The 20,271-nt window shown below is 73.3% G+C and carries 22 protein-coding genes; 13 read left to right on the forward strand and 9 right to left on the reverse strand.

What is annotated here, in order from left to right:
• Positions 1-46 precede the first annotated feature (46 nt).
• From ACFWZ2_RS29410 to ACFWZ2_RS29420, 3 genes are all read left to right on the forward strand, one after another.
• Positions 47-943, forward strand: coding sequence for a glycerophosphodiester phosphodiesterase (locus ACFWZ2_RS29410; RefSeq protein WP_384550726.1), 897 nt, complete (start codon positions 47-49; stop codon positions 941-943).
• A gap of 75 nt (positions 944-1,018) precedes the next feature.
• Positions 1,019-1,627: a methylated-DNA--[protein]-cysteine S-methyltransferase gene (locus ACFWZ2_RS29415; protein ID WP_384550728.1), complete on the forward strand. Its 609-nt coding sequence runs from the start codon at positions 1,019-1,021 to the stop codon at positions 1,625-1,627.
• A gap of 494 nt (positions 1,628-2,121) precedes the next feature.
• Positions 2,122-3,384 carry an MFS transporter gene (locus ACFWZ2_RS29420; protein WP_384550730.1) on the forward strand — a complete coding sequence of 421 codons (1,263 nt, stop codon included), beginning with the start codon at positions 2,122-2,124 and terminating at the stop codon, positions 3,382-3,384.
• Positions 3,385-3,417: 33 nt separating this feature from the next.
• Here ACFWZ2_RS29420 and ACFWZ2_RS29425 read toward each other — a convergent pair whose 3' ends face one another.
• Complete coding sequence (locus ACFWZ2_RS29425) at positions 3,418-3,783, reverse strand: cupin domain-containing protein (RefSeq protein ID WP_384550732.1); 366 nt, start codon at positions 3,781-3,783, stop codon at positions 3,418-3,420.
• Positions 3,784-3,908: 125 nt separating this feature from the next.
• Between ACFWZ2_RS29425 and ACFWZ2_RS29430 the strand changes: the two genes are divergently transcribed.
• Both ACFWZ2_RS29430 and ACFWZ2_RS29435 read left to right on the forward strand, forming a co-directional pair.
• Positions 3,909-4,814, forward strand: coding sequence for a pseudouridine-5'-phosphate glycosidase (locus ACFWZ2_RS29430; protein WP_384550734.1), 906 nt, complete (start codon positions 3,909-3,911; stop codon positions 4,812-4,814).
• Positions 4,799-5,788, forward strand: a complete 990-nt coding sequence (locus ACFWZ2_RS29435) for a carbohydrate kinase family protein (protein ID WP_384550813.1) — start codon at positions 4,799-4,801, stop codon at positions 5,786-5,788. The genes ACFWZ2_RS29430 and ACFWZ2_RS29435 overlap by 16 nt, the downstream gene beginning before the upstream one ends.
• Positions 5,789-5,881: 93 nt before the next feature.
• On the opposite strand, the gene ACFWZ2_RS29440 is transcribed toward ACFWZ2_RS29435, so the two are convergent.
• Positions 5,882-6,697: a methyltransferase domain-containing protein gene (locus ACFWZ2_RS29440; protein ID WP_384550736.1), complete on the reverse strand. Its 816-nt coding sequence runs from the start codon at positions 6,695-6,697 to the stop codon at positions 5,882-5,884.
• 146 nt (positions 6,698-6,843) lie between these two features.
• Between ACFWZ2_RS29440 and ACFWZ2_RS29445 the strand changes: the two genes are divergently transcribed.
• On the forward strand, positions 6,844-7,989 hold the full coding sequence (locus tag ACFWZ2_RS29445; protein WP_384550738.1) for a magnesium and cobalt transport protein CorA: 1,146 nt from the start codon (positions 6,844-6,846) through the stop codon (positions 7,987-7,989).
• 21 nt (positions 7,990-8,010) lie between these two features.
• Here the strand turns inward: ACFWZ2_RS29445 and ACFWZ2_RS29450 are convergent, their stop codons facing one another.
• Both ACFWZ2_RS29450 and ACFWZ2_RS29455 read right to left on the reverse strand, forming a co-directional pair.
• Complete coding sequence (locus ACFWZ2_RS29450; protein WP_384550740.1) at positions 8,011-8,430, reverse strand: CBS domain-containing protein; 420 nt, start codon at positions 8,428-8,430, stop codon at positions 8,011-8,013.
• A 166-nt stretch (positions 8,431-8,596) separates the two neighbouring features.
• Positions 8,597-9,244 (reverse strand): uridine kinase, encoded by a 648-nt coding sequence (locus ACFWZ2_RS29455; RefSeq protein WP_384550742.1) that lies wholly within the window; start codon positions 9,242-9,244, stop codon positions 8,597-8,599.
• Between the two features lie 43 nt (positions 9,245-9,287).
• On the opposite strand from ACFWZ2_RS29455, the gene ACFWZ2_RS29460 reads away from it, so the two are divergent.
• The 5 genes from ACFWZ2_RS29460 to ACFWZ2_RS29480 all read left to right on the forward strand — a co-directional run bounded on the left by ACFWZ2_RS29460 (position 9,288) and on the right by ACFWZ2_RS29480 (position 14,868).
• The gene (locus ACFWZ2_RS29460; RefSeq protein WP_384550744.1) at positions 9,288-10,109 is read left to right on the forward strand and encodes a DUF2293 domain-containing protein; all 822 of its coding nucleotides are present in this window, start codon (positions 9,288-9,290) and stop codon (positions 10,107-10,109) included.
• Between the two features lie 87 nt (positions 10,110-10,196).
• Positions 10,197-10,676, forward strand: a complete 480-nt coding sequence (locus ACFWZ2_RS29465) for a DUF1772 domain-containing protein (protein ID WP_384550746.1) — start codon at positions 10,197-10,199, stop codon at positions 10,674-10,676.
• 238 nt (positions 10,677-10,914) lie between these two features.
• Positions 10,915-13,131, forward strand: coding sequence for a PEP/pyruvate-binding domain-containing protein (locus ACFWZ2_RS29470; protein ID WP_384550748.1), 2,217 nt, complete (start codon positions 10,915-10,917; stop codon positions 13,129-13,131).
• Positions 13,128-14,051 (forward strand): hypothetical protein, encoded by a 924-nt coding sequence (locus ACFWZ2_RS29475; RefSeq protein WP_384550750.1) that lies wholly within the window; start codon positions 13,128-13,130, stop codon positions 14,049-14,051. The genes ACFWZ2_RS29470 and ACFWZ2_RS29475 overlap by 4 nt, the downstream gene beginning before the upstream one ends.
• An 82-nt stretch (positions 14,052-14,133) precedes the next feature.
• Entirely contained in the window at positions 14,134-14,868 is a 735-nt protein-coding gene (locus ACFWZ2_RS29480; protein ID WP_384550752.1) for a dual specificity protein phosphatase family protein, read from the forward strand.
• 27 nt (positions 14,869-14,895) lie between these two features.
• On the opposite strand, the gene ACFWZ2_RS29485 is transcribed toward ACFWZ2_RS29480, so the two are convergent.
• The 3 genes from ACFWZ2_RS29485 to ACFWZ2_RS29495 form a co-directional block, all read right to left on the reverse strand.
• Positions 14,896-15,693, reverse strand: a complete 798-nt coding sequence (locus tag ACFWZ2_RS29485) for an SAM-dependent methyltransferase (RefSeq protein WP_384550754.1) — start codon at positions 15,691-15,693, stop codon at positions 14,896-14,898.
• Between the two features lie 70 nt (positions 15,694-15,763).
• Entirely contained in the window at positions 15,764-16,105 is a 342-nt protein-coding gene (locus ACFWZ2_RS29490; protein WP_384550756.1) for a DUF397 domain-containing protein, read from the reverse strand.
• Complete coding sequence (locus ACFWZ2_RS29495; protein WP_384550758.1) at positions 16,086-16,946, reverse strand: helix-turn-helix domain-containing protein; 861 nt, start codon at positions 16,944-16,946, stop codon at positions 16,086-16,088. Before ACFWZ2_RS29495 ends, ACFWZ2_RS29490 begins: the two co-directional genes overlap by 20 nt.
• Before the next feature lie 157 nt (positions 16,947-17,103).
• On the opposite strand from ACFWZ2_RS29495, the gene ACFWZ2_RS29500 reads away from it, so the two are divergent.
• Both ACFWZ2_RS29500 and ACFWZ2_RS29505 read left to right on the forward strand, forming a co-directional pair.
• On the forward strand, positions 17,104-17,595 hold the full coding sequence (locus ACFWZ2_RS29500; RefSeq protein ID WP_384550760.1) for an ATP-binding protein: 492 nt from the start codon (positions 17,104-17,106) through the stop codon (positions 17,593-17,595).
• A gap of 89 nt (positions 17,596-17,684) precedes the next feature.
• Entirely contained in the window at positions 17,685-18,104 is a 420-nt protein-coding gene (locus ACFWZ2_RS29505; protein ID WP_384550762.1) for a hypothetical protein, read from the forward strand.
• Between the two features lie 6 nt (positions 18,105-18,110).
• On the opposite strand, the gene ACFWZ2_RS29510 is transcribed toward ACFWZ2_RS29505, so the two are convergent.
• Positions 18,111-19,265 carry an acetoin dehydrogenase dihydrolipoyllysine-residue acetyltransferase subunit gene (locus tag ACFWZ2_RS29510; protein ID WP_384550764.1) on the reverse strand — a complete coding sequence of 385 codons (1,155 nt, stop codon included), beginning with the start codon at positions 19,263-19,265 and terminating at the stop codon, positions 18,111-18,113.
• The gene (locus ACFWZ2_RS29515) at positions 19,253-20,266 is read right to left on the reverse strand and encodes an alpha-ketoacid dehydrogenase subunit beta (protein ID WP_384550766.1); all 1,014 of its coding nucleotides are present in this window, start codon (positions 20,264-20,266) and stop codon (positions 19,253-19,255) included. Before ACFWZ2_RS29515 ends, ACFWZ2_RS29510 begins: the two co-directional genes overlap by 13 nt.
• Positions 20,267-20,271 lie beyond the last annotated feature (5 nt).

Genomic DNA, 20,271 nt, shown 5'->3' on the forward strand with positions numbered 1-20,271 from the left:
CTGTCACTCTCGACCGGTCCGCGATGTCACGACGCGAGGAGTACCCGTGTACGCACGCGCTGCCGCTGCCACCGCCGTCGCCCTCATGGGAGCCGGCGCACTCGTCCTCCCCTCCACCACCGCCACCGCGCAGAGCCCCTCGGCAACAAGCGCCTCCGACCACGACAGGCCTCTGGTCGTGGCCCACCGCGGCGCCTCCGCGTACGCACCGGAGAACACCATCGCGGCCATCGACAAGGCCCGCGACATGGGGTTCCGCTGGGTGGAGAACGACGTCCAGCGGACCAAGGACGGCGAGCTCGTGATCATGCACGACGAGACCCTGAAGCGGACGACGGACGTCGAGGAGGTCTTCCCCGACCGCGCCCCGTGGAAGGTCGCGGACTTCACGGCCGCGGAGATAGCTCAGCTGGACGCGGGCAGCTGGTTCAGTCCCAAGTACAAGGGGCAGCGCGTGCCGACCCTGTCGCAGTACATGCGGCGGGTCTCGCACAACCACCAGAAGCTGGTCTTCGAGTTCAAGAAGCCGGAGCTCTACCCGGGCATCGAGGAGGAGGGCCTGCGGGTGCTCCGCAACGAGGGCTGGCTCGACAAGCACCATGTGAAGAGCAAGCTGGTCATCCAGAGCTTCAGCGCGGACAGCGTGAAGAAGGTGCATGCGCTGCGGCCCGATGTGAAGACCGGTTTCCTGGGCACCCCCGCGGTCGCCGACCTTCCCGAGTACGCGGAGTTCGCCGACCAGATCAACGCGACGCACACCTCCATCTCGGCGGGCTACGTCGAGGCGATCCACGACCAGAAGGGTCCGCACGGCAAGCCGCTGGAGATCTTCACCTGGACGGTCAACGACGCACCGAGCGCGCTGCGCGTCGCGGGCTTCGGGGTGGACGGGATCATCACCAACACGCCTGACGTCGTGCGCGAGGCGCTGGACGAGAGCTGACGCCCGGCCCGGCCGCCAGGCCGGGCCCTCGCTCGCCGAGCCGCGTTGTCAGTGGGCGGTCGTACGGTGGTCGGCATGAACTCCCATGCGCAGGAGCAGGAGCAGGGCCAGGCCCAAACCCAGGGCCGAGGTCAGGGGCGGCAGCAGGACGGCCGTCGGGTCGTGTGGGCCGTCGTCGCCAGCGACATCGGGCCGCTGCTGCTCGCCGCGACCGGTGAGGGACTGGTCGCCGTGGTCTTCCACGCCACCGACACCGTGCGCGACAAAGCGTTGGACCGGCTCGGCGCCCGCCTGGGCGCCGAGTTGGTCGAGGCGCCCGGCTCCCCGCTGCTCGCCGAGCCCATACGCCAGCTCGCGGCCTACTTCGCGGGCGAGCGGCGCGACTTCGAGCTGCCGCTCGACTGGTCGCTGATCTCCGGCTTCAACCGCCAGGTGCTCCGCGAGCTCGCCGCGGGGGTGCCGTTCGGCACGGTGGTGGGCTACGGCGACCTGGCCCGCCGCGTCGGCCAGCCCGGCGCGGCCCAGGCCGTGGGCCTCGCGATGGGCGCCAACCCACTGCCGGTCGTGGTGCCGTGCCACCGCGTGGTGGAGAGCGACGGAGGCATCGGCGGCTTCGGAGGCGGCCTGGAGACCAAGCGGCAACTCCTCGCCCTGGAGGGCGTGCTACCGCAGCCGCTGTTCTGAGTGCGTGCGGGAGGGGCGGGTGGGGGCTGTCCGGCTGCCGCTGCCGCTGCCGCTGCCGGGGGGCCAGCGCTCGGTCCCGAGGGGGTTCTGACGCCTGAACGCGAAGGCACTCTGACGTCCGGTCCCAAGGCGTTCCGGCGCCTGGCCCCGGGCATTCCGACGCCCAGCCCCGAGGGCCTTCCAGCGCCTGATCGCGAGGGCGTTCCGACGCCTGGTTCCGAGGGTGCTCTGACGCCCGGCCCCAGGGCGTTCCGGCGCCCGGACCCGAGGGCCCTTCGGACGCCCGGCCCCGAGAGCGTCCCAGCGCCTCATCGCGACGCCGCTCTGGCACCTGCCCCCAAGAGCGTTCCGACGCCCGGCCCAAGAGCGTTCCGGCGCCCGGACCCGAGGGCCTTCCGACGTCTGGCCCGGGGCGTTCCGGCGCCCCATCCCGTCGTACCGGCGACTGTGAAAACTGTGTTTCGTCCCTGCGAACGCGCTGGCACACTGCGTCAGTGACTTCGACCCTCGACGCCCCTGGCATACCAGGACCAGAGGCGCTGCCCGCTCTGCGGCGCCGTACGACCGCGGTGTTGATCGCCAGTCAGATCCTGGGTGGGCTCGGGGTGCCGATCGGTATTGCGCTGGCGCCGGTGCTCGCGACCGAGGTGAGTGGGGCCGAAGCGCTGTCCGGGCTCGCGCCGACGGCTTCCGTGGCGGGTACGGCGCTGCTGTCGTTGCCGCTGGCGGCGCTGATGACGTCGCGGGGCCGGCGTCCCGGGCTGGTCCTCGCCTATCTGATCGGCGCGCTGGGCGCGGGACTCGTCGTGCTGGCCGCGGTCGTCGGGAGCTTCCCGCTGCTGCTGCTCGGCATGGCCGCGTTCGGTGCGGGCTCGTCCGCCAATCTGCAGGCCCGGTTCGCCGCGGCCGACCTCGCCGAACCCGACCGGCGCGGCCGGGCCATCTCGCACGTCATCTGGGCCACTACCATCGGCTCGGTGCTCGGCCCGAACATCGCGGCGCCCACGAGCCGCGCCTTCTCCGGCACGTCCATACCCGAGAAGGCGGGCCCCTTCCTCTTCGCCGCCGGGATCTTCGCGGTCGCCGCACTCGTGGTGGCGGTGCTGCTGCGCCCCGACCCGCTGCTCACCGCCCGCGCCCTGACCCCGCAGGAGGACCACTCCGCGCGGAACCACTCGCTGAAGGCCGGTGTCGCCGCGGTGGCCGCGTCGCCGATGGCGCGGCTCGCCCTGGTGACGGTGGCCGTGTCGCACACGGTGATGGTCTCGATCATGGTGATGACCCCGGTCGACCTGGGCCACCACGGGGCGAGCCTGCAGCTGGTCGGCCTGGTCATCAGCGGGCACATTGCGGGCATGTACGCGTTCTCGCCGGTGATGGGCTGGCTCGCCGACCGGTTCGGCAGGCTCGCGGTGATCGGTCTGACGGTCGGGCTCCTGAGCTGCGCCGCGCTGCTCGCCGGTACGGCGGGGCCGAGCCACGGCCAGACCGCGGCCGGGCTCTTCGTGCTCGGCCTCGGCTGGTCCGCGGGTCTGGTCTCCGGTTCCGCGCTGCTCACCGACTCGGTGCCGGGGCCCGCGCGAGCCGCCGTGCAGGGCCTCTCGGACCTGACGATGAACACGTCGGCGGGCATCGGCGGCGCGGCCGCGGGGCTGATCGTCGCGCGGGCCAGCTATGGCTGGCTCAACGTCGTCGGCGTCTGCGTACTGCTGCCGATGGCCGCGCTCGCCGTCCGCAGGGCGGTCAGGAAGGCGTGACCCGCAGGGCGTGCCGACGGGTCGGCCCTGCGGTCAGGGCAGCGTGATGTGGTACGCCTTGCGGAGCGTCTCGTGCACCGTCCAGGTCGTACGGTCGCCCTCGCGCAGCACCGCCGCGTCGCCCGGACCGATCTCCAGCGTGGCGCCGCCCTCGACCTCGACGGTCGCGCGGCCGCTGACGACCACGAAGAGTTCGTTGGCCTCGGTGTCGGTGACCACACCCGGCGTGATCTGCCAGATGCCGCGCAGCTGCTTGCCGTCGGCCGACTCCCACAGCACCTTGCCGGTCACCACCGGGTCGCCGGAGACGATCTGCCCCGGGTCGAGCGGCTCGGCCTCCAGGTCGACATCCGGAATGTGCACGGCGAAAGACGCAACAGTTTGATCATTCGTGGTCATGGCCGGTCACCCTAGCCGGGTCCCGCGCACCCGCCCCTGCCGGGGCCCGGACGCCTCGCGGGGGTTTGGCGGGGCCCGCCGCCCGCCAGGGATGAGGGGAGACCCGACAGGCAGGAGGCAGGCCCGTGTTGGTGGTGTCCGACGAGGTGCGGGCGGCGGTCGCGGAGCGGCGCCCCGTGGTGGCCCTGGAGTCCACGATCATCGCGCACGGCCTGCCACGCCCGCGCAATCTCCAGGTGGCGAAGGAACTCGAGGCGGTCGTACGCGAGGAGGACGCCGTCCCCGCGACGATCGCCGTTCTCGACGGGCGTCCCCATGTCGGCCTGGACAAGGAGCAGTTGGAGCGGGTCGCGAACGACGACGGCATCCGCAAGCTGGGCCACCGCGATCTGCCGCTCGCCTTCGCTGCGGGCGCGAGCGGGGCGACGACGGTGTCGGCGACGGCGCTGCTCGCCGCCCGCGCGGGCCTGCGGGTGTTCGCCACGGGCGGGCTCGGCGGGGTGCACCGGGAGTGGACGGTCACCCAGGACGAGTCGGCCGACCTGAGGCTGCTCGGCCGCACCAGGATCACGGTGGTGTGCGCGGGCGTGAAGTCGATCCTGGACGTGGCGGCGACGTTGGAGCGCCTGGAGACGCTGGGCATCTCGGTGGCGGGGTACGGGACCGACCGCTTCCCCGGCTTCTATCTCGCCGACTCCGGGCACCCGGTGGACTGGACGGTGCGTACGCCGGGGCAGGTCGCGGAGGTGATGCGCGCCCAGGACGCGCTCGAAGGGCCCGACGCGGCGCTGATCGTGGCGAATCCGGTGCCGGAGGACGAACAGCTCGATCCCGTGCTCCACGCGCGCGTGCTCGCCGAGGCGCTCGCGGCGTGCGCGGAGCGGGGCATCACGGGGCAGGCCATCACGCCGTTCCTGCTCGACGAGTTGATGCGGCGCACCGAGGGCGCGTCCCTGGAGGCCAATCTCGCCGCGGTCCGCGGCAACGTACGGCTCGCGGCGCGGATCGCGACGGCCTGGGCCGGGCGGTGACGGTGCGGGCCGGGGGCCTGCTCGTCGTCGGGGACGTCGTCACGGACATCGTCGCCCGGCACCGTACGCCGCTCGCGCCGGGCACCGACACGGCGGCGGCCATCCGTACGGTGCCGGGTGGGGCGGGGGCCAACGTGGCGTGCTGGGCGGCTCATTGGGGGTGTCCTGACGTACGTCTGCTCGGGCGGGTCGGTGCCGATTCGGCGCGGTGGCACGAGGAGGCGCTCACGCGCGCGGGGGTGCGGCCGCGGCTCGTGGTCGATCCGGCGGCGCCTACGGGGACGGTGATCTGTCTGGTGGACGGGGGCGCCGCCGCCGAGCGGACGTTCCTCTCGGACAACGGTGCCTCCCTGCGGCTCTCCCCCGCCGACTGGTCGCCCTCGCTCCTCGACGGCGTCGCGCGGCTGCATCTGTCCGGCTATCTCTTCTTCGCCGCGGCCAGCCGCGCGTCCGCCGCCGAGGCACTGGCGTCGGCACGCGCGCGTGGCGTGCCGGTGAGTGTGGATCCGGCGTCCACGGGGTTCCTCGCGGAACTGGGCGTGGAGCGGTTCCTCGCGGCGGTGGAGGGGGTGGAGATGCTGGTGCCCAGCAGAGCCGAGGCGGAGTACCTGACCGGCCTGCCCGACCCCGCCGACGCGGCGTCGAAGCTGAGCCGCCGCTTCCCGTCGGTGGTCGTCAAACTGGGCACGGACGGGGCGCTGGTGGCCCAGGACGGCGAGGTACGCGGCCGGGTCCCCGCGCTCCCCGCACGCGCACGCGACTCCACGGGGGCGGGCGACGCCTTCACCGGAGCGCTGCTCGCCGCCCGGCTCGGCGGCGCGGGACTCCTCGACGCGGCGACGGAGGGGTGCGGCGCGGGCGCACGGGCGGTGGAACGGACAGGGGGCAGGCCCCCGCACCCCGGGGGCCCGCCCTCACCGGCACCCCCACGCCCCCGTGCCGCCCCGCGACCGCGGCGCCCCGCGGGGCACTGAGCCTCGCCCGCGCCCGGCCGGGGGCCAACTGCCGTGGCGCGGGGGCCGGTTCGGCGGGGGCGCCGAGGGGTACCCCGTGTCCGGCGCCGGGGGCTACCCCTTTCTGCCCCACGTGGAGATCAGCGGCGGCGTGGCCAGGTCGAGTGTGCCCGTGGCGGCGTTCGTGAGGTGGGTGTCGATGTCGTCCGCCGTCGCCAGGCCCGCGGCGAGCAGGTCCGCGCGAAGGTGCTGGAGCGTCGCGGTCTCCAGGGCCGCGCAGGCCGGGGAGGTGAGGGGGAAGTGCACGTCGGACTCCACGTGGCGCAGGCCGCCCTCGCGCAGGAGGCGGGGCAGGCGGCGGCCGTACGCGGGGTCGGTGCCGCGCTCGGCGAGGAGCGAGCGCACCGCGTGGCGCAGGCGGTTCGCCAACTCCTGGGCGGGGCCGTGCTCGTCGGGGCAGGCCAGCGGCTGGAGCGCGAGGTCGGCCTCCTCGACGAGGAGCCGGCCGCCGGGCCGCAGCGCCCTGAGCATCGACTGCAGGGCCCGCTCCCGGTCCGCGACGTCGACCAGGACGAGCCGCGCGTGCACGAGGTCGAAGCCCTCCACGGGCGGCGGGTCCGCGGCGACGTCGTGGGTCCGCACTTCGAGGGGCGAGCGCGCGGCCCGCGTCTGCCAGGACGTGTCGGTGTCGGTCGCGAGGACCCTGCCGGTGGGGCCGACCCGTTTGGCGAGCCAGGAGACCACGGAGGTGCCGCCCGCGCCGACCTCCCAGCAGCGCCAGCCGGGGCCGATGCCGAGGCGCTCGATATGCCCGAAGGTCGTGGGATCGAAGAGGGCGGCGAACGCCTCGGAGTGCTGCTGCCCCGCCCCGGTCCGCCGCTGGTCGATGGGCTGCCGGGCGTCGAGGAGGGGGCCGTCGATTCGCGTCATGCCCCGATCATCCCAGTTGTCCGGCTTGCTCCCGGGAGGCAGAACCGGGCATTCCGGAGCGGAATACTCCGTTCCCACAGGCCTCAGCGGGCCTCGGGGACGTACTGGCAAACTGTCACGCCACGTCACCAGCGCGAGGAGTCCCCATGTCTATGGCAGGCAACCTGCGGAAGGTAGGAAGCCTTGGCAAAGTCACCGGCCTGCGCAAGGTCGGCCGCCTCCGGAAGGTGGCGCGCCTGGGCCGCCGCGGCTCGCGCGTCGACCTGAGTCACCCGGCCCGCTCCCCGCTCGGCTCGTCGGTGGTGAACTGCGTGTCGTACCGACGGGGCGTGCGCCAGCCGTCGGAGCACAGCCTCGTCGAATCGGTCGAGCGGATCCGCAAGTCCGACGACGGCTTCGTCTGGCTGGGGCTGCACGAGCCGACCACGGCGGAGTTCGCGGGCATCGCCGAGCTCTTCGACCTGCACCCGCTCGCCGTGGAGGACGCGGTGCACGCGCACCAGCGCCCGAAGGTGGAGCGGTACGACCACACGCTGTTCGCCGTGTTCAAGACGGTCTGCTACGTCGAGCACACCGAACTGACCGCCACCAGCGAGGTGGTGGACACCGGCGAGATCATGGTCTTCGTCGGCCGGGACTTCGTCATCACGGTCCGGCACGGCAGGCACGGCTCGCTCGGCCCGCTGCGCGAGGAGCTGGAGGCGGCCCCCGAGCAGCTCGCCCAGGGCCCCGCCGCGGTGCTGCACGCCATCGCGGACCAGGTCGTGGACGACTATCTCGCGGCGACGGACGCGGTGCAGTCGGACATCGACCAGGTGGAGACGGAGGTGTTCGCGCCGGACGGCGAGCGGGCCGATCCCGGCCGCATCTACCAGCTCAAGCGCGAACTGCTCGAACTGAAGCGGGCGGTGGTGCCGCTCGGCCGCCCGCTCCAGGTGCTCGCCACCACACCGATGCGGGTGATCGCCCCGGAGATACAGGCGTACTTCCGGGACGTCGACGACCACTTGAAGCGGGCCACCGAGCAGATCGCCGCCTTCGACGAGCTGCTGAACTCGATCCTCCAGGCCCATCTCGCGCAGGTGACCGTCGCGCAGAACGAGGACATGCGGAAGATCACCGCGTGGGCGGCGGTCGTCGCGGTGCCGACGATGGGCTGCGGTCTCTACGGCATGAACTTCGACTACATGCCCGAACTGCACTGGCAGTTCGGCTACCCCCTGGTCATGTCGGTGATCGTGGGGACCTGTGTCGCGCTGTACCGCGGCTTCCGCAGGAACGGCTGGCTGTGAACGGCGGCCGACCCCGGGAGGTCAGCTCTTGGCGTAGACGCTCTCGACCCAGCCCGCGAGCTGGTCGTCGGTGAGGTGGGTGGCCAGATCGGCCTCGCTGATCATGCCGACGAGCCGCTTGTTCTCGATCACCGGAAGTCGACGGATCTGGTGGCCCTGCATCTCCCGCAGGACGTCGTCGACGTCGGCGCCCGAGTCGATCCAGCGCGGTGTGCCCTTGGCCATGTCGCCCGCGGTGACCTTCGACGGGTCGTGTCCCATGGCCACGCAGCCGACGACGATGTCGCGGTCGGTGAGGATGCCGCAGAGGCGTTCGTTCTCGTCGCTGATGGGCAGCGCGCCCACGTCGAGCTGGCGCATCAGCTGGGCCGCGCGGTCCAGGGTCTCGTGCCTGGGGATCCACTGGGCGCCCCGGTGCATGATGTCTCCGGCGGTGGTCATTGGTGCCTCCCGTTGCCGGGCGGATTCCGGCGCGGCGCGAAGGCACCGCTGGTCCCGGCGCCCTTCATTCTCGCCGCGCCCCTGGACGTACGCATCCGGAGCCCGCGGAGACCGGGCGCCCACCAGCCGCCACCAGCCACGCGGCGCCCACCGGCATACGACGGCGTCACGCCGCGTCCGACGCGCCGCTCCACGCCGGATGCCGCGGATCGTCCGCCCGTACGATCACGTCGGCCCGGCCCGCGGGGTCCGTCTCCGTCTCGTACCGGTCGAAGGCCGGCAGGGTCCACCGCTCGCTCTCCGGTGTGCGCCGGGCGAGCGCTCCCGGCGAGAGCCGCACATGGACGGTCAGGTCGAACGGGAACCAGTGGCCGAGCAGCAGCGGGCCGTGCAGCAACAGGACACCGCCGGGCGGGAGTTGGACGTACGGGGTGCGGGTCGCGCGGTCGGCGGCCGGGTCCCACAGGTCGGGCAGGACCCGCCCCGTGCCGCCCGGGTCGAGGGGCCCGAGCACCTCGCGCCACAGGGCGCCGGTGTCGAACCACCCGCTGTAGTACGCCTCCACGTCCTGGTGCCCGTACTCGAGCCGCAGCGAAGCGGGCCGCAGGAAGCCCTGCTCGTCGACCACCAGCGGGGTCCGCCCGCGCAGTCGCAGCGCGTCGGCGAGGCGCGCGGCCAGCTCGCCGGTCCCGGCGGCCGGTGCCCCGTCGACGGCGACGCGCGGCCAGGGGCTGCCGTCGCCGGTCTCCAGGTCGAGCAGCCGGTCGGCGAGGGTGTCGGTCAGGCGTTCCCAGGTGATCGGTTCGAGTCGCACCCGGCCATGATGCCGTGGGCCGCCGCACGGGAAGGAGACGGGCATGGCGAGTTCCCCGGCCTCCCCGCCCCCTCCCTCCTCTTCCCACTCCTCTCCCTCCTCCCACCCCTCTCCCTCCTCCCCGATCTCCCCCGCCCGTCCCGGACTTCTGGTCTTCCAGCCGTTGAAGCGGCGGCGCTGTGCGGAGTGCCGCTCGGGGCCGCTGCATCTGCTGATGCTCGAGGGCGGTGAGCCGCGCTGCCTGGACTGCGCCGACCTCGGACACCTCGTGTATCTGCCGCGCGGCGACACGGCACTCACCCGGCGGGCCCGCGAGGGCAGCGGGCTCTGGGCGGTGGTGGTCCGCTTCCACCGGCGCCGCGCCCGCTACGAACGGCAGGGCGTCCTCGTCGAGGAGGCGGCGCTCGCCCTGGCCGAGGAGCGGTGTCTGGCGGACGCGGAGGCGCGGGCGCGGCGCAGGGAGCGGGACGCGGTGCGCAGGGCCGCGCAGGACGTGCGGTTCGCCGAGGCCTTCGGCGCCGAGATCGCGCGGCTCTTCCCGGGGTGCCCGCGGGACCGGGCGCGGGAGATCGCCGCGCACGCGTCGGTGCGGGGCAGCGGGCGGGTGGGGCGCAGCGCGGCGGGCCGGGCGCTTTCGGAGGGTGCGGTGACGGCGGCGGTCGTCGCGGCGCTGCGGCACACGGCCACACCGTACGACCGGCTGCTGATGAGCGGTGTGCCACGGAGCGAGGCGCGGCAGCGGATCACCCCGGCCGTGGAGGCGGCGTTGCTCAGGTGGCGCGAGGGGCCCGACCGGCCCGGGCGAGACGCAGGCGCATGTTCCGGCGAGGGCGACGCATGGCCGCAGAGGGCCGGTGGCAATTGACTTGTGGTGACAGGGAACGCCATGCAGGATCACTCGCGGCCGGTCCGCCTGTTTGACGTAACGGCCCACGACACCACGGGAGTTGCCATGATCGACGGACCGTACTTCGTGCTCGCCGTGCTCGGTGCGCTCGCCTGTGGCCTCGCCGCCGGGGTCTTCTGCGCCTTCTCGACCCTCGTGATGAAGGGGCTTGCCGCGCTGCCCCCGGCCCAGGGCATCGCCGCGATGAACCGGATCAACGTCGCCGCGATCACTCCGGCGTTCATGGCCGTGTTCCTGGGCGCCGCGGGCCTCTGTGTCGTGCTGGCCGTCGTGACGTTCGTGCTCTGGCCCGAGGAGGGCACGGTCGAGCTGCTGCTCGGCTGCGCGCTGTATCTGGTCGGCTCGTTCGGGGTGACCGTCGCCGCGAACATTCCCCGCAACGACGCGCTGTCCAAGGTCGATCCGGAGACCGCGGAGGGCGCGGAGTACTGGCGTTCGTACGTCAGCGAGTGGACCGCGTGGAACCACGTCCGCGGTGTCGCCGCCCTGGCCGCGTCGGCGTCGTTCATCCTCGCGCTGACCTGACCTGACCTGAACTGAACTGACCCGACCCGCCTCTTCCCGCCAGCTGGCCTGAACCGTCAACTGGGCCTCCCCGCAAGGGAATGCCGACCGGCGGGGATGCGTTGAACGGAGCGGCAGGCCGTCCCCGGTGCCGCGATCCGGGCCTCGGGCGGCCCGCCCCGATCCTTCGTTCCGCCGTCAGGCGCAGGGCCACCCCAGCGCGTCCCCCCTGTTGGCGGCCGGTCCTGGAGGGTGCCCGATGACTACGCTCGACGAACGTCCCACGTTCCTGCCGGCGCGCCCCGTGCCCGCCGTGCTCCGTCTCGACGATGCGCGGGCAGCGCTTGCCCCTCTCGCCGGTTCCAAGGCGGCACATCTGGCGCGCGCCGCCGGTGCGGGACTTCCCGTACTGCCCGGCTTCGTGGTCCCGTACGGCGCGAGCGGCCGGGCCGGAGCAGGTGGCCAAGCCGGACAGGATCCCGACGAAGAGCTGCGCCGCGCCTGGTGCGAGCTGTCGCACGACGGCGCGCTGCCGCTGGTCGTCCGCTCCTCCTCGCCGCAGGAGGACACCCAGGAGTCGTCCCTGGCAGGGCAGTTCGCGTCGGTGCTCGATGTGCGCGGCTGGCCGGAGTTCCTCGCGGCCGTCCGTACCGTCGTCGCTTCGGCGCGGCGGCCCGACGGCACGGACGCCCCGATGGCCGTGCTCGTGCAGCCGATGCTCGCCGCGCGCGTCGGCGGTGTGCTGTTCGGCGCGGACCCGGTGGCGGGGCGGTCCGACCGGATGCTCGTGAGCGCGGTGCGGGGCGGCCCCGACACGCTGGTCAGCGGCGAACAGTCGGGCACGCACCACTGGCTGGGCCGCGCCGGGCGGGTGCTTCGCACCGAACCGTCCGGCGCCGAGCGGCTGCTGACCGCGGCCGAGCTGCGCCGTCTGGCCCGTCTCGCCCGGCGCGCCCGCAAGGTGTTCGGCGGGCCGCAGGACATCGAGTTCGGGTTCGCCGAGGGGAGCGGGCGCCTGTGGCTGTTCCAGAGCCGCCCGATCACCGCGATGGCGCCCCGGCCGCCGCGCCGCGCGCGACTGCTCGGCCCCGGGCCCGTCGCCGAGACCCTGCCCGATCAACTGGAGCCGCTGGAGGAGGACTTGTGGGTCGCCCCGATGGCGCGCGGGCTCGCCGCCGCGCTCGACATCGGGGCCTCCGCGCCGCGCCGCACCCTGCGCGGCACGCCGGTGGTCACCGTGGTCGGCGGGCGCGCCGCCGCGGACCTGCGGCTGCTGGGCGCGGCCGGGCCCGCGCACCCCTGGCTCGCGCCGCTGAACCCCGCGCCGGGCGCCCGCAGGCTCGCCGCGGCCTGGCGTGTCGGGCGCCTCACCTCGGCGCTGCCCGGCCTCGCGCTCGACCTCTGCGCGGACGTCGACCGCCGTCTCGCCGGGATCGCGCCACCGGCCGGACTCCCGCTCCCCGACCTCGTGTCCACTCTCCGCTGGACCCGTGCGATCCTCGTCCCGCTGCACGCCCAGGAGGCGCTGTGCGGGGCGCTGCTCCCGGAGTCCGGGACGGTCACGGCCACGGCGGCAGGTGCGGCGCTCGGTGCGCTCGCCCGGGGCCGGGCGCGCGGGCTGCCCGATCACCGGATCGTGGCGGCGGACCCGGTGGTGCTCGCACTGACGCCGCCCCGGCTGCGCGGGGGCATACGCCTGCCCGAACAGACCGTGCCCTCGGGCGAGTTGGCACCGGCCGCCGCCGTCGGGTCGCTGCCGCCGCGCGAGGCCCTGCGGCTGCGCATCCGGTGGACGCAGGAGCTGCAGGTCCGCCTCGTGGGCGAGGCGGGCAGACGGCTGGTGGCGCGGGGTGCGGCGCTGGGCGGTGCCGATCGTGTCGGGCTCTTGCGCTGGGGCGAGTTGCATGCCGCGCTCGCGGGCGGGCCGCTGCCCGGTGACGTCGGGGAGCGGCTGCCGCGGGCCGCCTCCGCGCCGCTGCCGGACGCGTTCCGGCTCGCGGAAGGTGATGCCGTCGTGGCGGTGCGGCGCGAGCGCCCCGAGGGGAGCGGCGGGCGCGGCGTGTCGGGCGGGCGCGCGGCGGGGACCGCGTGGGACGGCACGGGCGTGCGTCCGCCGGACGCGGTCCTCGTCGTCCGCACCCTCGACCCGGCGCTCGCCCCGCTGCTGCCCGGGCTCGCGGGCCTGGTCGCGCAGACCGGCAGTCCGCTGTCCCATCTGGCGGTCCTGGCAAGGGAGTTCGGGATTCCCGCGGTCGTCGACGCGCCGGATGCCGTGCGGCGCGTCCCGCCGGGCAGCCGTCTCACGCTCGACGGCACGACCGGGGAGGTGCACGTGGACGGCGTACGGCTACGGGACACGCGCCCGGACGACGTACAGCTGAAGGACGTACAGCCGACAGACGTACCCCCGAAGGAGGCTCAACCGGCAGACGCGCGCCCGAAGGACGCGACCGCGCGGCCCGAGGCGGAGCGATGAGGCGGCTCGCCTACTTCTTCGGCGGGGCGGCCGCCGCGGGAGCCGCCTGCTACCTCGTCGTCTATCTGTACCGCTGGCAGTGGCAACGGGCCATCCTCTGCGGGGTGTTGCTCCTGGTCGTCGAGGTGCTGCTGCTGGGCGCCGTGGTCCTGGGGCGGCTGGCACGCGTCGAGGAACATGTGGACGCCCGGCTGCGCGACGCCGACCGGAACCAGCGCGACCTCCTCGCGCGACTGCGGCAGGACCCGGCGCCCGGAGCGGCGCACAGGGCCGACGACGGGCCGTTCCGCTGGCTCAACGACGGTCCGGGCAGCCGCACTTACGTCTTCGTGCCGGTGCTCATGGTGACCGGTGTGCTCCTGTCGGGGCTCGCCTGGCTCGTGCAGCGGATCGCCGCCGTGACCGCGCGGCCCGTCGCCGAGCGGCGCCTTGCGGGGCGGCTCTCCGTGCTCGCGGCGCCACCGGACGACGCCGGGCTCGAGGATCTGCCTCCGGTGGGCGGCGTGCGCGACCGGCGCAGGACGGGCCGGCTGATCGCCGTCGCCGTCGTCGGCGCGGCACTGCTCGCCGGGCTCGTGGCGGGTCTTGCCGAGCTCACCCAGACCCGCGAGGAGCACGAGAGCGCGTCGGCGGCGACCTCCGTGCTCCTGCGCGTCGACATGCGCGGCGACGACGCCACGCCGGAACGCCGCTCACTGGCCGCGCACCAGCTCTGGGAGCGCTGCCGGGACGCCACGTCCGTGCCGCTGCGGCATGCCGCGCTCGGCCCGCTCGACGACGACCTGTACGCGGGTGTCGTACGTCCCGCGCTCACCGACCACGACCGCATGCGGCTGCGCGGCTGCCTGGAGGACACGGAACTGGACAAGGCGCATCTGACGGTGATGGGCATCGGCGACACGGACCCGGACGACGACTGAACACAGGTCCTGCTTTCAACACCCTTGACCCATACGGGCGTTACTCTGCCAGTACACCCCGTCCCCGATCCCCGGGTCCTTCATGGCCATCACCCGCGCCGTACCGTCCCCAGTCCTGTCCCCGCTCCCGCCCCCGCTCCCCTCCCCACCGCTCCCCCGCCGCGCACGCCGCGTCTGTCTGCGCCTCCTCGTCGGCTGTCTGCTCGGCTATCTCGCGCTCTGGGCCGTCGGCACGCTCGGCGTGCTCGCGCTCTCCGACTGGGCGCGCGGCACCCAGCCGGAGCCGCGCAGCACACTCGACGCGAAGGGGATCCACCACTTCCGGTCCGTCGACTCCGTGGGGCGGCTGTGGCGGGGGGCCGCGCCCTCGGCGCAGGGGTACCGGAGCCTCGCGCGGCTCGGCTTCGCCACCGTCGTCGATCTGCGCGCCGAGCGGCTGTCCGCAGCCCAGCTCGAGCAGCCGCGGAGCGTCGGGCTGCGGACGGTGCGGCTGCCGATCCGGGACGGCCAGACACCGAAGCCCGCCCAGGTCACACGCTTCCTCGACGTCGTGCGTAGCGCCCCGGGACCGGTGTTCGTGCACTGCGGCGCGGGCGTGGGGCGCACGGGCACGATGGCCGCCGCCTATCTCGTGCGCACGGGCGAGGAGTCGTCGACGCGTGCGACCCTGCGCAATCTCGCGGTCGGGCCGCCGTCGGTCGAGCAGATCTACTACGCGCTGCGCCTGGGCCGCCACCGCGCGCAGCAGCCACCGCTGCCGGTCGTCGCGGTGAGCCGTCTCGTGGACGCGCCCCGCAGGATGTGGTCCTGGCTGTGAGTCCCCGCGGTCACCGTGCCGGGTCCGTCAGGGCTTGGACGCCACCGCGCCGTATCCCGGAACCGGACCCTCCGCGGGGTCGGTGACGGTCTCGCCCCACTCCGGCTTCCACTGGTCGATGATCGCGACGCCCGGTTCCACCAGGTCGTACCCCTCGAAGAACCGCGCCACCTCCGCGCGCGTGCGCAGCGCGAGCGTCATCCCGCGCGCCTTGTACAGCTCGGCGGCCTGCCGCGCGGTGTCCGGGGTGAACTCGCCCGTGCCGTGCGACAGCATCAGGTGACTGCCCGGCGCCAGGGTGCGCATCAGCCGGTCCACCAGCTCGTACGCACCGTCCTCGTCGGCGATGAAGTGCAGCAGCGCGACGAGCGAAAGGGCGACGGGCCGGTCGAAGTCGAGGACCCGCGCGGCCTCTTCGAGGATCTTCTCCGGCTCGCGGAAGTCCGCCTGGATGTACTCGGTGACGCCCTGCGGCGTCGAGCGGAGCAGCGCCTCGGCGTGGGCGAGGACGATGGGGTCGTTGTCGCAGTAGACGACGCGCGCGTCCGGGGCGATGCCCTGGGCGATCTGGTGGAGGTTCGGCTCGGTCGGTATGCCGGTGCCGATGTCCAGGAACTGACGTACGCCCTGGGTGGTGAGCCAGCGCGTGGCGCGCTGCATGAACGCGCGGTTGGCCCGCGCCGTGGTCAGGACCCGGCCGTCCATGGCGACGAGCCGGCGCCCCATCTCCTCGTCGACCGGGTAGTTGTCCTTGCCGCCAAGGAACCAGTCGTACATGCGCGCGGGGTGCGGCTTGCTGGTGTCGATGTACGACGGCTCGGTCATGGCGGCTCCAGGGGTCGGCGGCGATCGGAAGGCGGTCGGGACGGTCACGGGACCGGTCCGGCCGGGACGGTCACGAGAGCAGGAAGTCGGCCTCGCCCGCCTTCGCCCCCTGGATGAACGCGGTGATCTCTCCACGCGTGTAGATCAGCGCGGGACCGTCCGGATCCGTGGACTGGCGCACCGCGACCCTGCCGTCGGCCAGCTTCATGGCCTCCAGGCAGTTGCCGCCGTTGCCGCCGCTCCACGGCTTGTGCCAGCCGTCGTTGCCGAGGTCGCGGGCGGGCATGCCGTTGTATATCCGGGACTCCCCGCGGCCCTCGCTGCGCGAGTCGTCACGGGCTCCTGGTGAACGCGGACCGGCAGGGCGCGTTCCGGCTCGATGTCGGTCCATGTCACAGCTCCTTGCGGACATCGCGGAGGATGTCCTTCGTGCGTTGTGCGGTGGCGGCCTGCGCCGCCATGCGGTCCATGACCTCCAGATGGGTGGCCACCTCGGTGCGTGCGTCCAGGTAGACGGCGCCGGTCAGGTACTCGCTGTAGACCATGTCGGGCAGCTCCGCCATGGCGAAGCGGAACAGCACGAACGGTCCGTACGTCCCGGGGTGCGGGCCCGACGCGAACGGCGCGACCTGCAGCGTGACATGGGGCAGTTCGGTGGCTTCGAGCAGCCGGTCGAGCTGTTCGCGCATCACGTCGGGGCCGCCCACGGGTCTGCGCAGTGCCGTCTCGTCCATCACCACCCAGAGCCGGGGCGCGTCCTCGCGGGTGAGCAGCGACTGGCGTTCCATGCGCAGCGCCACATACCGCTCGATGTCCGCGGGCCTGGTCTGGCCGATCGCGCCGGAGCGCATCACGCCGCGCGCGTACTCCTCGGTCTGGAGCAGTCCCGGCACGAAGTGCGGCTCGTACGACCTGATGAGGCTTGCGGCGCCCTCCAGGCTGACGTACATGCTGAACCAGCCGGGCAGGATGTCGTGGAACCGCTGCCACCAGCCGGGTTTGTTGGCCTCCTCGGCGAGCGTGACGAAGGCCTCGGCCTCGTCGTCCGCGATGCCGTACGACTTCAGGAGCAGCTGGAGATACGGGATCTTCAGCGCGACCTCGGCCGTTTCCATCCGGCGGACGGTGGCGGGGGCGACGCGCAGTATCTTCGCGGCCTCCTCGCGTTTGAGGCCCGCGCGCTCGCGCAGGTCCTGCAGGCGACGACCGAGAACGACCTGTCCGACGGTCGGCGCGGACCGCGGTTCGCTCACGTCTCCTACCTCCACCTACTTCGCGTTGCCTCAACTCACACCGCACCGCGAGCTGTTGCGAGCAGTGTGCCATGCGTCGTCTCGAAGGAACACGCCACTGTGCACTTTTCAGAGTGGCCCTTGCCAAGGTGTTCTGGGCGGGGCGATAGTGGAGAGCGTGACTCCGCCCGCGCCGTTAGGAACCGAAGCCGCCGAAGGCCGTCTTGGCGATCTCGCCGAGCCGCGGCCCGAGGACGCCGCCGAGGTCTGCGTCAGTTTCGCCCTCAGCCCGCGTCCGGGCTCCGCCGCACAGGCCAGAAGGCTGACGCGCGCGCAGCTCGACGACTGGGCGGTGCGCGATGACGACGCCTGCGACGCGGCGGCTCTGATCGTCTCCGAACTGGTCACCAATGCCGTGGTGCACACCGCGAGCCGGCGGATCATCTGCGAGCTCTGCGCGGATCCGGAGAAGCTGCGAATCGCCGTACGTGACGAAGGGTGCGGGTCAGGCGTGCCGCGCCCGGCGCACAGGGGGGCCGACGAGGAACACGGGAGGGGACTGCTTCTCGTCGATGCGGTGAGCAGCGCATGGGGCGTCCACGACGCGGGGCCCGGTATCGGGCTCACGGTGTGGGCGGAGTTGCCGAGAACGGCGGGTGCGCGGTGGTGACGACAGCGACGGCGTACGCGGGGAACGGATGAGTCGAGCGTGGCAGTAACGCGGACGGGGGGCATGTGAGCGCGGGTACGGTACGGCCGTTGGATCTGGACACCTTGGTCCGTCTGTCGCGGCAGCGACAACGACAGCTCGGCCGTGCGGCACCGCCGCCGTCCCTGCGGCTCGGGCTGCCCGAGGGCATGGCCGATCCGCTCGGCTGCGACGCGGTGGCGGTGCCCGCGGCGCTCGGGCCCCAGCTGATGTCCCGGCTGCCCCGGGTGGGGTGTGTGTACGAGGACGGGCCGCGCTGGTGGTGGATCGTGCCCGCGGACTCCGATGTCGCGATGGAGTGGCCCGTCGTGTACGCGGCGGGAGCGGTGGTGCGGGACGCGGGATGTCGTCCGGTGCTGATCAATCGGCCGGAGGGGGATGTTCCTTACACTCCGCCGATTCCGTTGTATCTCGCGTTGTGCAGGGTCACCGGGACCACTCCTGGGTGGTCCCGGGCCCTTAGTGCGTGAGCCCTCTTATGGGGTCCGCCCCAGCAGTGCTGCCTCTGCCGCCTTCACCACCTCTCCCGGTGTCTCCATGTGAGGCATGTGGCCCGCGTCCGGGATGATGCGCAGATCCGCCCGGGTCTTCAGGGATGCCGCGTTGGAGGCGGGGATCACGCGGTCCTTCTCGCCCCAGAGTGCCACCGTGGGGACGCTGGACGCCGGGCCCGTCAGGAGGCCCGTCACGTCCAGGGCCGGTGCGTCGTCCGCGTCGACGAGGGTGGCGAGCAGGGTGCGCAGGGCCTGGTCCACGCCGTCCAGGCGCTTGTACTTGAGCAGGTCGTCGACCAGGTGCCGGGTGACCCTGCCCTCGTCGGCGAAGAGTTTCAGGAGGTGCGGGCGCAGTTCGCGCCGGTTGGTGGCGGTCGCGAAGCCGCGCAGGTACGAGGCGTCCACGTCGGGACCGAAACCGGCGGGCGCCACGAGGGTCAGTGACGCGATCCGGTCCGGGGCCCGGGCGGCGGCGGCCACGGACACCGCGCCGCCCAGCGAGTGGCCGACCAGATGCGCCCGTTCGATGCCGAGCTCGTCGAGGAAGCCGATGACGAGGGCGGCGAGCGCGGTCAGGCCGCCGTCGCCCACGTCCTTGGCCGACTCGCCGTGGCCCGGCAGGTCGAGGGCGTAGACGGTGTGGCGGGCGGCGAGCGGTCCCTGCACGAAGAGCCAGGAGTTCTTGTCGCCGCCGAAGCCGTGGAGCAGGACGATCTCCTGCCCGCCCGTGCCCGATGTCGCGTACGACAGTGCCGTGCCCGCCACCTGTGCCGTGCCGGTGACGGGGCTGCCCTCGTCCTCCGCCGGTACGCCGCTGTCCAGTTGCGCCCGCGCCTCGGCCGCGAGCCTCTCGATCTCCGCGTCCGGCACCTGAGCGGGGGCGATCAGCGCGATGACGCGGCCGACGGGTGCCTCGCCGCCCGCGGCCGCGACGATCCGCCGCAGCACTCCGCCGTGCGGGGCCTCCAGGACGCCCGCGATCTTGTCGGTGTCGATCTCGGCGAGGTCGTCGCCCTCCTCGATCTCGTCGCCCTCGGCGGCGCTCCACTCGGTGATGCGCCCGGTCCTCATGGACAGGCCCCACTTGGGCATGGTCACGCGTGCGATGTCCCGGTCCTGCACGGTCACGGCTTCCATTCGACGACGGTCTTGACCGTGGCGGCGACCCGCCCGGCGTCCGGCATGTAGAGGTCTTCGAGCGCGGGGCTGAACGGCACCGGCGTGTGCGGCGCGGTGACCGTCTCGATCGGTGCCCGCAGCGCACCGAACGCCTCGCGGGCGACGAGCGCGGAGATGTCGGCGGCCATGCCGCAGCGCGGCCCCGCCTCGTCGACGACCACGAGGCGCCCGGTGTGCTCGACGCTCTCGATGATGGTCTCCGTGTCCAGCGGGCTCGTGGTGCGCGGGTCGATCACCTCGCAGCGCACCCCGGACGACGCGAGGCCGTCGGCCGCCTCGCAGGCGACGGAGACCATGCGGCCGAGCGCCACGATCGTGACGTCCTGCCCCTCGCGCACCACGTCGGCCTCGCCGAAGGGGATCGTGTAGCTCTCGGCGGGGACCTCGCCCACCACGTCGTACATCGCCTTGTGCTCACAGAAGATCACCGGGTCGTCGTCCCTGATCGCCCGGATCATCAGCCCCTTCGCCTCGTACGGGGAGGAGGGCAGGACGACCTTGAGGCCCGGCACGGAGGTGAAGACCGGGTACAGCGCCTGCGAGTGCTGGGCCGCCGCCCGCAGTCCCGCCCCGTACATCGCGCGGATGACGACGGGTGTGACGGCCTTGCCGCCGAACATGTACCGGAACTTCGCGGCCTGGTTGAAGATCTGGTCGAAGCAGACGCCCATGAAGTCGATGAACATCAGCTCGGCGACCGGCCGCAGACCGCGGGTCGCGGCGCCGATCGCCGCGCCGATGAACGCCGACTCCGAGATCGGCGTGTCCAACACCCGTCCCGGGAAACGAGGTTGGAGGCCCTTCGTGACCCCGAGGACACCGCCCCACGCGTCGTCGGCGCCGGGCGCGCCCGCACCGCCCGCGTTGTCCTCGCCCATGACGATGACCGAGGGGTCGCGTTCCATCTCCTGCGCCAGTGCTTCGTTGATCGCCTCGCGGTAGCTGATACTGCGTGCCATCCGGC

The sequence above is a fragment of the Streptomyces sp. NPDC059002 genome (assembly GCF_042740435.1).
Taxonomy (GTDB): domain Bacteria; phylum Actinomycetota; class Actinomycetes; order Streptomycetales; family Streptomycetaceae; genus Streptomyces.

Bases quoted from the DNA above. Each gene is read 5' to 3' on its own strand.
- ACFWZ2_RS29450 (WP_384550740.1), bottom strand. From the start codon at position 8,430: ATGACCACCGCCGGAGACATCATGCACCGGGGCGCCCAGTGGATCCCC.
- ACFWZ2_RS29485 (WP_384550754.1), bottom strand. From the start codon at position 15,693: ATGACCGAGCCGTCGTACATCGACACCAGCAAGCCGCACCCCGCGCGC.
- ACFWZ2_RS29440 (WP_384550736.1), bottom strand. From the start codon at position 6,697: ATGACGCGAATCGACGGCCCCCTCCTCGACGCCCGGCAGCCCATCGAC.
- ACFWZ2_RS29490 (WP_384550756.1), bottom strand. From the start codon at position 16,105: ATGTCCGCAAGGAGCTGTGACATGGACCGACATCGAGCCGGAACGCGC.
- ACFWZ2_RS29415 (WP_384550728.1), top strand. From the start codon at position 1,019: ATGAACTCCCATGCGCAGGAGCAGGAGCAGGGCCAGGCCCAAACCCAG.
- ACFWZ2_RS29460 (WP_384550744.1), top strand. From the start codon at position 9,288: ATGGCGAGTTCCCCGGCCTCCCCGCCCCCTCCCTCCTCTTCCCACTCC.
- ACFWZ2_RS29425 (WP_384550732.1), bottom strand. From the start codon at position 3,783: ATGACCACGAATGATCAAACTGTTGCGTCTTTCGCCGTGCACATTCCG.
- ACFWZ2_RS29480 (WP_384550752.1), top strand. From the start codon at position 14,134: ATGGCCATCACCCGCGCCGTACCGTCCCCAGTCCTGTCCCCGCTCCCG.
- ACFWZ2_RS29515 (WP_384550766.1), bottom strand. From the start codon at position 20,266: ATGGCACGCAGTATCAGCTACCGCGAGGCGATCAACGAAGCACTGGCG.
- ACFWZ2_RS29470 (WP_384550748.1), top strand. From the start codon at position 10,915: ATGACTACGCTCGACGAACGTCCCACGTTCCTGCCGGCGCGCCCCGTG.
- ACFWZ2_RS29445 (WP_384550738.1), top strand. From the start codon at position 6,844: ATGTCTATGGCAGGCAACCTGCGGAAGGTAGGAAGCCTTGGCAAAGTC.
- ACFWZ2_RS29510 (WP_384550764.1), bottom strand. From the start codon at position 19,265: ATGGAAGCCGTGACCGTGCAGGACCGGGACATCGCACGCGTGACCATG.
- ACFWZ2_RS29465 (WP_384550746.1), top strand. From the start codon at position 10,197: ATGATCGACGGACCGTACTTCGTGCTCGCCGTGCTCGGTGCGCTCGCC.
- ACFWZ2_RS29475 (WP_384550750.1), top strand. From the start codon at position 13,128: ATGAGGCGGCTCGCCTACTTCTTCGGCGGGGCGGCCGCCGCGGGAGCC.